The sequence below is a fragment of the Roseateles sp. P5_E11 genome (assembly GCF_054049355.1).
Genome location: NZ_JBFUMO010000169.1, coordinates 1 through 10,717, shown reverse-complemented (window position 1 = coordinate 10,717; position 10,717 = coordinate 1). Strand labels below are relative to the sequence as shown.

At 66.6% G+C, this 10,717-nt stretch carries 13 protein-coding genes; 8 read left to right on the top strand and 5 right to left on the bottom strand.

Annotated elements, in window-relative coordinates:
* Window positions 1-93 precede the first annotated feature (93 nt).
* A complete protein-coding gene (locus ACXJKR_RS14395; RefSeq protein ID WP_457323412.1) occupies window positions 94-480 on the top strand; it encodes a Rieske (2Fe-2S) protein in 387 nt (128 codons plus the stop codon).
* 1 nt (window position 481) lies between these two features.
* Window positions 482-1,474: a S49 family peptidase gene (locus ACXJKR_RS14390; protein ID WP_457323411.1), complete on the top strand. Its 993-nt coding sequence runs from the start codon at window positions 482-484 to the stop codon at window positions 1,472-1,474.
* Window positions 1,475-1,535: 61 nt separating this feature from the next.
* On the opposite strand, the gene ACXJKR_RS14385 is transcribed toward ACXJKR_RS14390, so the two are convergent.
* Complete coding sequence (locus tag ACXJKR_RS14385; protein WP_082533018.1) at window positions 1,536-1,820, bottom strand: hypothetical protein; 285 nt, start codon at window positions 1,818-1,820, stop codon at window positions 1,536-1,538.
* A 122-nt stretch (window positions 1,821-1,942) separates the two neighbouring features.
* Between ACXJKR_RS14385 and ACXJKR_RS14380 the strand changes: the two genes are divergently transcribed.
* The 6 genes from ACXJKR_RS14380 to ACXJKR_RS14355 all read left to right on the top strand — a co-directional run bounded on the left by ACXJKR_RS14380 (window position 1,943) and on the right by ACXJKR_RS14355 (window position 7,562).
* Complete coding sequence (locus tag ACXJKR_RS14380; RefSeq protein ID WP_457323410.1) at window positions 1,943-3,556, top strand: gamma-glutamyltransferase family protein; 1,614 nt, start codon at window positions 1,943-1,945, stop codon at window positions 3,554-3,556.
* A 10-nt stretch (window positions 3,557-3,566) separates the two neighbouring features.
* Window positions 3,567-3,926 carry a PPC domain-containing DNA-binding protein gene (locus ACXJKR_RS14375; protein WP_457323409.1) on the top strand — a complete coding sequence of 120 codons (360 nt, stop codon included), beginning with the start codon at window positions 3,567-3,569 and terminating at the stop codon, window positions 3,924-3,926.
* A gap of 143 nt (window positions 3,927-4,069) precedes the next feature.
* On the top strand, window positions 4,070-5,338 hold the full coding sequence (locus tag ACXJKR_RS14370; protein ID WP_457323408.1) for an MFS transporter: 1,269 nt from the start codon (window positions 4,070-4,072) through the stop codon (window positions 5,336-5,338).
* A gap of 69 nt (window positions 5,339-5,407) precedes the next feature.
* A complete protein-coding gene (locus ACXJKR_RS14365; protein ID WP_157282119.1) occupies window positions 5,408-5,983 on the top strand; it encodes a GNAT family N-acetyltransferase in 576 nt (191 codons plus the stop codon).
* 351 nt (window positions 5,984-6,334) lie between these two features.
* Window positions 6,335-6,880 carry a PEP-CTERM sorting domain-containing protein gene (locus ACXJKR_RS14360; RefSeq protein WP_162247868.1) on the top strand — a complete coding sequence of 182 codons (546 nt, stop codon included), beginning with the start codon at window positions 6,335-6,337 and terminating at the stop codon, window positions 6,878-6,880.
* Window positions 6,881-7,094: 214 nt separating this feature from the next.
* The gene (locus tag ACXJKR_RS14355) at window positions 7,095-7,562 is read left to right on the top strand and encodes a hypothetical protein (RefSeq protein ID WP_457323407.1); all 468 of its coding nucleotides are present in this window, start codon (window positions 7,095-7,097) and stop codon (window positions 7,560-7,562) included.
* Window positions 7,563-7,608: 46 nt separating this feature from the next.
* On the opposite strand, the gene ACXJKR_RS14350 is transcribed toward ACXJKR_RS14355, so the two are convergent.
* From ACXJKR_RS14350 to ACXJKR_RS14335, 4 genes are all read right to left on the bottom strand, one after another.
* On the bottom strand, window positions 7,609-8,388 hold the full coding sequence (locus tag ACXJKR_RS14350) for a PEP-CTERM sorting domain-containing protein (RefSeq protein WP_457323406.1): 780 nt from the start codon (window positions 8,386-8,388) through the stop codon (window positions 7,609-7,611).
* Between the two features lie 187 nt (window positions 8,389-8,575).
* Window positions 8,576-9,412 (bottom strand): hypothetical protein, encoded by an 837-nt coding sequence (locus tag ACXJKR_RS14345; RefSeq protein WP_457323405.1) that lies wholly within the window; start codon window positions 9,410-9,412, stop codon window positions 8,576-8,578.
* The gene (gene ugpQ, locus ACXJKR_RS14340; RefSeq protein ID WP_457323404.1) at window positions 9,409-10,143 is read right to left on the bottom strand and encodes a glycerophosphodiester phosphodiesterase; all 735 of its coding nucleotides are present in this window, start codon (window positions 10,141-10,143) and stop codon (window positions 9,409-9,411) included. Before ugpQ ends, ACXJKR_RS14345 begins: the two co-directional genes overlap by 4 nt.
* On the bottom strand, window positions 10,140-10,717 hold a 578-nt coding region (locus ACXJKR_RS14335; RefSeq protein ID WP_457323403.1), incomplete at its 5' end, for a TOBE domain-containing protein. The genes ACXJKR_RS14335 and ugpQ, both read right to left, overlap by 4 nt.

Here is a 10,717-nt window from a genome sequence, read left to right as displayed (position 1 = left end):
GCTTTGGCGCGCATGACCACGAGACCTTTGCCGAGTTCAAGCCGCTCTTCGTTGCGCACTCGACACGCGAGCTGCATGACTGGCTGATCGCGCATGCCTGAGCCCGAAGTCGCGCCGCTGCAGCGCCTGTGCGCTTCGGCCGAACTGGTGGAGCGCGGCAAGGCCGTCAGCTTCGACGTCATCCAGTGGCGCGAGCCGGTGCGTGCCTTCGCGCTGCGTTTCGACGGCAAGGCGGTCGCCTACCTGAACCGCTGCGCCCATGTGCCCACCGAGATGGACTGGCAGGAAGGCGAGTTCCTGGACAGCGACAAGCGCTTCATCATGTGCAGCATCCATGGCGCCGTCTACGAACCATCGACCGGCCAATGCGTCATGGGCCCCTGTAACCGCGGCCGCTTGACGAAGATCGACCTGACCGAGCGCGATGGCGAGGTCTACTGGCACCCGACCCGGGACACCAAGCCCGCTTTTGAAGATTGATATGAGCAGCACCTCTGACGACTCCCTGCCTCCCCCGATGCCCGAGCCCGTCGGCGTGCCGGTACAGCTCACGCCGCAAAACGAGACGCTGCTGGCCCAGCTGGCCCGCGACTTCCTGCGTGAGCGCCGGCTGGAGCGGCGCTGGCGCACGGTGTTCCGGCTGTTCTGGTTGCTGCTCGCGGCCCTGCTGGTCTACAGCTTGTGGCTGCAGGGCAAGCACGTGACGCCGTCGACGACGCCGCACACCGCCCTGGTCGAGGTGCGTGGCGAGATCGCCGCCGACACCGAGGCCAGCGCCGAGCAGTTGCTGGCCGCGCTGAAAGACGCCTTCAAGGACGACGCGGCCCAGGCCGTCGTGCTGCGCGTCAACTCGCCCGGTGGCAGCCCGGTGCAGGCCGGCATCGTCTACGACGAGATCAAGCGGCTGAAGAAGCAGTACGACAAGCCGGTCTATGCCGTCGTCGAGGAGATGTGTGCATCCGGCGCGTACTACATCGCCGCAGCGGCCGACGAGATCTATGTCGACAAGGCCTCGGTCGTCGGCTCCATCGGCGTGCTGATGGATGGCTTTGGCTTCACCGGGCTGATGGACAAGGTCGGCGTCGAGCGCCGCTTGCTGACCGCCGGCGAGAACAAGGGCATGCTGGACCCGTTCAGTCCGGAGAACCCCAAGCAGCGCGCCTACGCGCAAGCCATGCTGGACCAGATCCATCAGCAGTTCATCGCCGTCGTGCGCGAAGGCCGCGGCAAGCGGCTCAAGGAGACGCCGGAGACCTTCTCGGGCCTGTTCTGGAACGGTGAGCAGGCCGTCAAGCTGGGCCTGGCCGACCACTTCGGCAACCTCGACTATGTGGCCCGCGAGGTCGTCAAGGCCGAGGACGTCATCGACTACACGCCGCGCGAGAACGTCGCTGAGCGCCTGGCCAAGCGTTTTGGCGCGGCCATGGGCGCCGGTGCGGTGAAGGCACTGAAAGAGATGGCGCCGATCCGCTGATCGGGCAACAAAAAGGCCRCAGCCATTGCGGGCTGCGGCCTTGCGCGGAGCGCTGATGCGCTTACTGCGTCTTGGTTTCGGTCTTGGCAGGCATGTCGCCGGTCTTGGCGGCAGCGTGCTTCTTCGCATGGTGCTTGGGCGCGTGCTTGGCAGCGCTGGCTGCATCGGCCGGCGTGGCGGCGACTGCAGGCGTGGCGGCGGTGGCCGGTGCGGCCTTGGTAGCCGGTGTTGCCGCCGTGGCGGGTGTCGCAGCGGTGGCCGGCGTGGCAGCCGGAGTCTGGGCCAGGGCCACGCCCGAAGCGAGCGTGATGAGGGCAGTGGCGATCGTGGTCTTCAGCGTGTTCATCTTGAGGGCTCCAAGGTGGTTCGGGGATTTCGGTTCGGCTTGCGCAAGCTTGGGGTGACAACGACGCCTCGCCCGGCATCGTTGACCACGTTGCAAAGCCTTACACCGGCAGAATCGGGCGCATGAACACCGCATCCCACTTCGACTGGAGCGCTGGCTATTCAAGCCGGCGCAGCCCGCTGTTCGCGCGCAACATCGTCTCGACCTCGCATCCACTGGCGGCCCAGGCCGGGTTGCGCATGCTGCAGGCGGGCGGCAACGCGGTCGATGCGGCGATCGCGACGGCGGCCTGCATGACGCTGGTCGAACCCTGCAGCAACGGCCTCGGCTCGGATGCGTTCTGCATCCTGTGGGACGGCAAGCGGCTGCATGGCCTGAACGCATCCGGCCCAGCGCCGGCAGCGTGGACGCCGGAGTTCTTTGGGGGGCAGGTCATGCCCAGGAGAGGCTGGGGCTCGGTGACCGTGCCTGGCGCCGTGGGCGGCTGGATCGCACTGAGCGAGCGCTTCGGCAAGCTGCCGTTCGCCGATCTGATGCAACCCGCCATCGAGATCGCCGAGCGCGGCTATGCGGTGCCGCCGATCGTGCAGGGCAAGTGGGCGATGGCGGCGGCGTTGAGCGAGCTCACATCGCAGCCCGGCTTTGCTCGGGCTTTTCTGCCGCAAGGGCGAGCGCCCGAGGTGGGCGAGCTGTTTCGCTTTCAGGAAGCGGCGCGCAGCCTGAAGCTGATTGCGGAGTCCAAGGGCGAGGCGTTCTACCGCGGCGAGATTGCGAAGGCGCTCGTTCGATTTGCGGGCGAGACCGGCGGCGCGCTGACCGAGGCCGACCTGGCGGGCTATCAGCCTGAGTGGGTTACACCACTGGCGAAGGACTTTGCGGGCCATACGTTGCACGAGATCCCGCCCAACGGCCAGGGCATCGCCGCACAGATGGCGCTGGGCCTGCTGGCGCATTGCAATGTGACGGCGCACGAGGTCGACAGCCCCGAGGCCCAGCATCTGATGATCGAAGCGATGAAGCTGGCCTTTGCCGACGTCTACCGCTACGTGGCCGAGCCCGGCGCGATGACGGTCAGCGCGGCCCAGTTGCTCGATCCCGACTACCTTGCTTCGCGCGCCAAGCTCATCGACCCGCAGCGCGCCCAGGCCTTCGGTGCCGGCAACCCCATCAAGGGCGGCACCATCTATCTGACCGCGGCCGATGAATCGGGAATGATGGTCAGCTTCATCCAGAGCAACTACATGGGCTTCGGCTCTGGTCTGGTGCTGCCGGGCTATGGCATCAGCCTGCAGAACCGTGGCCATTGCTTCACGCTGGAGGCCGGCCACGCCAACCAGGTCGCACCGGGCAAGCGGCCCTTCCACACCATCATCCCGGCCTTCCTGACGAAGGACGGCGCGCCCGTGATGAGCTTCGGCGTCATGGGCGGCAACATGCAGCCGCAGGGGCATCTGCAGACGCTGGTGCGCATGCTCTGCTACGGCCAGAACCCGCAGGCTGCCTGCGATGCGCCGCGCTGGCGCTTCAACGAAGGTTTGTCGATCAACGTCGAGCTGCACATGCCGGCGGCGACCATCGAGGCGCTGCGCGCGCGCGGCCATGAGATCGGCGACATCCACGACAGCTACCAGGACTTCGGCGCCGGCCAGTTCATCTGGCGGCTGGGTGATCCGGGTGTCGAGGGCTATGTGGCGGCCAGCGATCCGCGGCGCGATGGCGCGGCCGTAGGCTACTGAAGTGGAGGTCTTGCGCCTGAACCCCGGGGACGACCTGCGCGGCGCGCTGGAAGGCCGCACCGGCTTTGTCGTCGCCGGCATCGGCAGCCTCGTTCATGCGCAATTGCGCTTCGCTGGCGAACCGGAGCCGACCACCATCGCCGGGCCGCTCGAAATCCTGACGCTCAGCGGCAGCCTGACGCCCGATGGCGCGCATCTGCATGCCAGCGTGTCCGATGCGGCGGGTCGCGTGTTCGGCGGCCAYGTGTGTGCCGGCTGTGAGGTGCGCACGACGGCCGAGTTGCTGATTGCGTCGCTGCCTACCGGCTCGCTGTCGCGCGAATTCGATTCGGCCACCGGCTACGCCGAACTTGTCGTCCGCAAGCCGTGACCACCGGCACGCGACACCGCGCGGCCGCGCTGCTAGCATGCAGTGCATGACCAAGTTGCTCGACCTCGACTGACGCCCCTGCGCGTTGTTTCATCCCGGCGGGGCTGACCCGCCCGTCGAGTCCTGTCGGAGCCTCCAGCGTCATGTTCTCCAAGTTTTTCACCCTCGCGCCCGGCGACCTGCTGCGCGATGCGGTCTACCGGCGGCTGTGGTCGTCCATTCTCATCTCCTCCCTTGGCGGCCAGGTCACCATGCTGGCCCTGCCGCTGACGGCTGCGGTGCTGCTCAACGCCAGCCCCACGCAGATGGGCCTGCTGCAGGCGATGGAGATCCTGCCCTTCGTGCTGTTCTCGCTGCCCTCGGGCGTGCTGCTGGATCGCATGCGCAAGCTGCCGGTCTATGTGGTGGGTGAGACCCTGCTCGCCTTCGCGGTGGCCACGGTGCCGCTGGCCGCGTGGATGGGTTGGCTGGGCATGGGCTGGCTGTATGTCGTCGGTTTCGTACTGGGCACCGTGCACACGACGGCTGGCAGCGCCGCGCAGATCGTGCTGACCCAGGTGGTGCCACGCGAGCGGCTTGTCGAGGCGCATGCCAAGAACGCCTTGGCCGGTTCTGGCGCCGAGGTCGTCGGGCCGGGCCTGGCCGGCGTGCTGATCAGGCTGCTGGGCGCTCCGCTGGCCTTGGCCGTGGATGCCGTGGCCCTGCTCGCGTCGGCCGTCATCCTGCGTGGCATCCGCGTGCAGGAGCAGCTGTCGGCCACGCGCGGCGCTTTCTGGCCCTCGTTGAAGGAAGGCCTGGCTTTCGTGCGCTCGCACAAGCTGCTCATCAGCCTGGCCACCGCCACCGGTGGCTGGCAGCTCTTCCACAACGCCGCCCTGGTCGTGCAGATCCTGTTTGCAACGCGCGAGCTGCAGCTCGCGCCGCAGACGGTCGGCCTGTCCTACGTCGCGCTGGGCGCCGGTACCGTGCTGGCCAGCATCTTCGGCCACCGCATCAGCCGCCGCATCGGCCCGGGGCCATGCCTGGTGCTGGGTTATGCGGCCTGCGGCGTCGGCTGGCTGCAGCTGGCGCTGGCGCCAGCGGGTCATCTGGGCGTGGTCAGCTTTGGCGTGATGCTGTTCGCCTTCGGCTTCGGTGCCGTGCTGATCTTCATCAACTTCCTGTCGCTGCGCCAGGCTGTCACGCCGGCRCCCATGCTGGGCCGCATGACGAGCACGATGCGCTGGCTCATCCTGCTGCCTGCCGGGCCGGGCGCACTGATCGGTGGTTGGCTGGGCGAGCACATGGGCCTGCGCTCGGCGCTGGCCTTCTCGGGCGTAGGCGCGTGCCTGCTGGCGGCCCTGGCCTGGCGTCACCCGGTCATCCGCGGCGTGCGCGAACTGCCCAAGCCGGTTGAAGTGGTGACAGCGTGAGCCCCGCTCGGCCGCCCGAAGGGGCTCAGCTCCCGCCCGGCGGGACAGCGCGCAGCGCGAAAGGTGCCCATGAGTCTTGATCCGCTGTTGATCGACATTCCCGAGCGCCTGGACGGCGAGCGCACCGTGCTGCTGATGCCGCGTGCCGGCGTCGGCGCGGAGCTGGCCGTCGTCATCACGCAGGCGATCTCGCATCTGCGCCCCTGGATGCCGTGGGCCCAGGAGGCGCCGACGGCGGAGAGCTCGGAGATGGTGGTGCGCCGCATGCAGGCCGACTTCATCGCCCGACGCGACCTGTGCTTCCACATCTACGCCCGCCGCGCCGACGGCAGCCCGGGTCGGCTGCTGGGCGGCACCGGCCTGCACCGCATGGACTGGGCGGTGCGGCGCTTCGAGATCGGCTACTGGATCCGCCCCGAGGCGGCGGGCCAGGGGCATGTCAGCGAGGCCGTGCGGTTGCTGACAGGCCTGGCCTTCGATGTGCTGTCCGCGCGCCGTGTCGAGATCCGCTGCGACCCGCGCAACGTCAGGAGCCGCGCGGTTGCCGAACGTTGCGGCTTCGAGCTGGAAGGCATCCTGCGCAATGAGGCGCTTGGTGTCGACGGGCATCCCCGCGACACATGCGTCTACGCGCGCGTGTCCTGAACTTGCCAGACCTTCCCTAGCAGCGTCGACCTCCAGAGCACGACCTTGGGGGGGCGGCGGTCTGAGCGGCGCGCAAGACGCTGATGGCGCGGGAGACAAGGCCAGGCAGAGGCATTCGTCGCCGCCGAAGCAGCCGACTCGTGTCACCGTGCCGGCATAGGGATTGGACACGACGGGGTGCGGGCGCATGCTGCACAGGCGCTCTCATCCGCCTCACCCGAAGGTCCCACCATGTCAATCATTTGTGCTGTGCGCCCTCTTGCCCGGCCACGTCTGGCCACCCTGGCTTTGGTGGCTGCCGCCTTGACGTGCAGCCCGTCTGCCCGCGCGGTCGCTGACTTCGATGAGGTCATGCTCTACATGACMTCTGGCAGCTTTGTTGCCGGAGGCACGGCCACCACCACTTTCTTCTTCGGCTCGAAGCCAGCGGTCGATTTGAGCGCGGTCACCTTCCAACTCAGCTGGGACAACGCCTTGGCGACGCCCGTGGCGAGCGGGCCAGGGTCGGTGGCAGCGTGGGCCGCATTGCTGGATGCCAAGGGCGACGTCACTCTTGACTTCGGCGTGCCCCAGGTCATCACGCTGCAGTGGACGGCGGATCCGGGGGGCGGCTCTGCGAGCTGGATCAACACCGATTACAGCCATCCAGTGACGGCGACGTTCGGCTTTGAGACCAGCGCTTCGCTGTCAACGCCGTTCGCGGTGCGTTTCGAGCTGACGGACATCAAGAATTTCGCGGGAGAGACCATGAGCACCGGGTCCGGATTCTTCAACGGCGCGACGCTGTCGCCTGTGCCGGAGCCCAGCGGTTGGCTGGCCTTCACCGGCGGGCTCGTAGGTCTTTGGTCGCTGCGCCGCCGGTGGTGCGAGACGACCGCCCGCGGACTCCCTCTATGACTGAAACAGCAGCCGCCCTCCCGGTTTACAGACCAAGTGGTGGGCAACACGTACTTGCCTGCTTTTTCCGAATCCAATGCAACGTTGTGGAATGGCGGTGTCAAAACCCTTCTCGGCACTTTGGGTGGCAGTGAAACTTTCGCTTTGGGCATTAATAATTCCGGCCAAATAGTGGGCGCGGGATATCACGAAAAATGCGGCGAGGCATGCCATCTTGTGGCACGGCACTATCGCTGCGGATTTACGTACGCTGGGCGGTACTGACAGCTTTGCTCGAGCGATAAACGATCGAGGCCAAGTGGTGGGTGACAGCGATATCGCTGGCGATGCTGGCTCACACGCCGCCCTGTGGGACGGCGCCACCGTCACCGATCTCGGTGCCTTCAACGCCGCTGACATCAACAACGCAGGTGATGTTGTAGGGCGTAGCGCAGACCGTCGCGCTGTCCTGTGGAGTAAGGACACTCTGATCGACCTGAACAACTTGCTAGACGCATCCACAGTGGATGCGGGTTGGCGTTTAGAAGCCGGGGTCATTCACCTTGGCTGCCTTTGCCCTAATCTGCGCGTGGCATGGTTCAAGGCGACGGTATGGGGCAGCGGGAACAACGAACTTCGTCTCTCGCAGCCGGGAAAAGGCGGCTGTCTGCTAGTTCGGCGGCGAGGGCATCATTGTTGTTGATTTACTGGTCACACGACCGACGTGCCGTTGCGCTCAATGATGGCGGTCAGCCTCTGCGCCGTTTCAGAATCATGCCCACCAACGCAAGTCCGGCCATCAACAGGGAAATGCTTGCCGGTTCTGGGACCGGATTCAGCACCTGGGTCGAGCTGATATAGGCGGAAACACTCACATTCCTGCTTTCGTTCGAGTCGTTCGAAACGGTCACCGACAACGTCTTCTCGCCGGTGAATGAGAATCCATTATTGCCACTGATCAATTTCTGAAATGAATCATCGTCATATTGRCCAACCGTTGACGCGCTGAGGAGACTATTGACCATCGCCGTATTGACAAGGCTCGGGTCGACCGGAATGGTGGACGCCGCCGCGAGCTTGGCGTCTGCAACGATGGTCAGCTGAGTTTTGGCTGAGAGCATGAAGCTGGGATACCACCCCGTGTACGCGTAGGTGCCGGTACCCGAATGCGGTGGCGCCATCGAATCCAGCGATGAATTGACGAAAGTCGTCAGGCCAAGGCTGTTCAGGCTCGTGTTCACCAGCTCGATCTCACCTGTCTGATCCCCGCGGGTCAACGAGCGAGAGAAGCCTGTAAAGGGCACTGCGGTTTGCACGGACAGTTGATCCGTTATTCCCTCGGGCGTGGTTGTCCAGATCGTTGCGTCTGATGTACTCGTCTTTAACGTGAGGGAAGGTGAAATTCCGTCACCCAGATCGAGGTCGATCAGCTCGAAGTGAAAGCCGCTCAACGAGGCGGTGGCTTGAATATCGGCTTGACACGACAGGCTCGCTGCCAAAAAGCCGCACACGGCAAGCATCCTTTTCATACAGGTCTCCTTTGAGCCTTTTCTGAAACTTGGAAGACGTTCTCGCATTTCGCCCGTAAAGCCCATCCCTAGTCATGCTGCTTAAGGCGTTAGGGACTGGCGGGCTCACCGCACGGAAGGACGCGACGGACGAGTTGCTGTGGGCATCCGTGCAACGTGGCCTTTTACTCGCGCATCGCGCAGTTGATCAGCGCATCGCCGCTGCCGGCGGCGAAACGCTGACCTCGCCGAGGCTGACGCGGGTGTCGATGCGGGCATCGGGCAGATCCCAGGGGGCGGCGAGCACCGGGTTCGGGCCGCAGCTGGTTCGGCAGGTCCAGGACGAACCGGCGCTGCTGCTCAAGCCGATGACATGGACGGCCGTGCGGGTCGCGAGCACGTCGCCCAGGGACGGCGAGCCGATGATGTCCTGGTGAATCTTGGACCCGATGACGGTGTGGAAGCTGCCGGCCAGCACGACGGCGCTGTGCGCGGGATGCCGGGCGAGGGCCGCGGTGACGGTGTCGGCCATGCCGCGGTCCTCCCGGGCCTGCACGAGCTTGGGATCGCTGGCGGGCGCGGAGGCAGCGGCATCGGAACTCCAGGGCTGCACCATGGCGATCAGCTCGACAGGTTGCCCCGCCTGGCGCCAGCGCCGCACCTGCTCCAGCAGCTTGAGCATCGCCACGCTGCTGCGTCCATCCTGCGTGGGCGCTGCCCAGTCCTCCTCGCGGAGCAGTGCGCGGACGTCATCGGCGCGGCCGGCCGATGCCAGGTAGCGGGCCAGCGCCGGCTGTTCAAGGCTGATTCGTTCCACCGCCAAGATGATGGGGCGATCAAGTGCCAGCAGGCCGCAGACCAGCCGGGCCACGAAGGCCGGCGATTGCTCGTTGCCATGGGTCTCGCCGATGAGGATGACCCGTTCGGTGATGCGGTCGAGCTGCAGCTGCGGATCGGTTTCGCAGTTGGGTGCGGCGGCGCGGGCCATCGCAGCGAGCAACCCAAGGGCCACGGTGAAAAGGGCCTTGAGCAGGGGCGAGTTCATTGAGGTCCGAGTTCGTGAACGGCGTCCGTGATGATCCCGTCGATGCCGTCGGCAATGAGTCGCTCGGCAGTCGCCGCGTCGTTGACCGTGTAGACCAGCGCCCGCCAGCCCCTGGCATGCAGGCGCTCGATCAGCGCGCGGTCCATCAGTCGGTAGTTGGTGATGACTGCGACGACGCCCAGCGATTCCGCCGTGTCCCACCAGCCGTCCCACAGCTTGTCGAGCAGCAGGGCGCGGGGCAGGGCGGGCTCGGCGCCGCGCGCTGCCATCAGGGCTTCGGGCTTGAAGCTGCTCAGCAGCGGTGGCAGCGCGCCGGCCCAGAGCCGCGCTGCCTCGTGCGCCACGGCCGCGCCGGTGCGGGCCTCCTCGCCGGGGCAGGGCTTGATCTCGACATTCAGCGCGCAGCCATTGGCCTGGCAGAAGGCGGCGATCTGCGCAAAGCGCGGCAGCGGTTCGGCGGCAAACGGGGGGCTGTGCCAGGCGCCGGCGTCGAGCCCGGCCAGTTGCGCCCAGTCTGCTGAAGCCGGCGAGCCCTGGCCGCTGGTCGTGCGGTCCAGCGTGTCGTCATGCAGCAGGAAGGCCTGGCCGTCGCGGCTGAGCTTGACGTCGCACTCGAAGGCCCGAAAGCCAAAGCCGGCGCCCATGCGGAAAGCCGCCAGCGTGTTCTCCGGCGCCAGCTTGCCGGCGCCGCGATGGGCCAGCCACAGCGGATAGGGCCAATGCGTCTTCACAGCCTTTGCCCCGTCTTGGCATCGAAGCGGTGCAGGTGCAAAGGGCTGAAAGCGAGGTGCAGCCAGTCGCCCGGCTGGGGTGAAGGCAGGGTGGCGTCCAGGCGCAGCGTGAAGGGCGTGCCGGCGCCCAGCTTGCCATAGACCAGGCGCTCGGCGCCCAGCATCTCGATCATCTCCACGCGCAGGGGCCAGCCCCGGTCGGCCAGGTGCGCATGCTCGGGGCGCAGGCCCAGCGTGAGTTCGCCTTCCACGCCCGGCGGCACGTCGAGCTCGGCGCCGTCGATGTAGAACTGCCCGCCGTGCTGTCGGCCCGGCAGCAGGTTCATGGCCGGCGAGCCGATGAAGCTGGCGACGAAGGTCGAGGCCGGCTGGCCGTAGACCTCCTCGGGCGTGCCCATCTGCTCGATGCGGCCGCCGTTCATGACGATGATGCGCTGCGCCAGCGTCATGGCCTCGACCTGGTCGTGGGTGACGAACAGCGAGGTGACGCCCAGCTCGCGGTGCAGTTTCTGAATCTCCAGCCGTGTCTGCACGCGCAGCTTGGCGTCGAGGTTGGACAGCGGCTCGTCGAACA

Excerpts from the sequence above, each read along its gene's own strand:
- ACXJKR_RS14345 (WP_457323405.1), bottom strand. The coding sequence starts at position 9,412 with ATGAACTCGCCCCTGCTCAAGGCCCTTTTCACCGTGGCCCTTGGGTTG.
- ACXJKR_RS14365 (WP_157282119.1), top strand. The coding sequence starts at position 5,408 with ATGAGTCTTGATCCGCTGTTGATCGACATTCCCGAGCGCCTGGACGGC.
- ACXJKR_RS14390 (WP_457323411.1), top strand. The coding sequence starts at position 482 with ATGAGCAGCACCTCTGACGACTCCCTGCCTCCCCCGATGCCCGAGCCC.
- ACXJKR_RS14380 (WP_457323410.1), top strand. The coding sequence starts at position 1,943 with ATGAACACCGCATCCCACTTCGACTGGAGCGCTGGCTATTCAAGCCGG.
- ACXJKR_RS14395 (WP_457323412.1), top strand. The coding sequence starts at position 94 with ATGCCTGAGCCCGAAGTCGCGCCGCTGCAGCGCCTGTGCGCTTCGGCC.
- ACXJKR_RS14385 (WP_082533018.1), bottom strand. The coding sequence starts at position 1,820 with ATGAACACGCTGAAGACCACGATCGCCACTGCCCTCATCACGCTCGCT.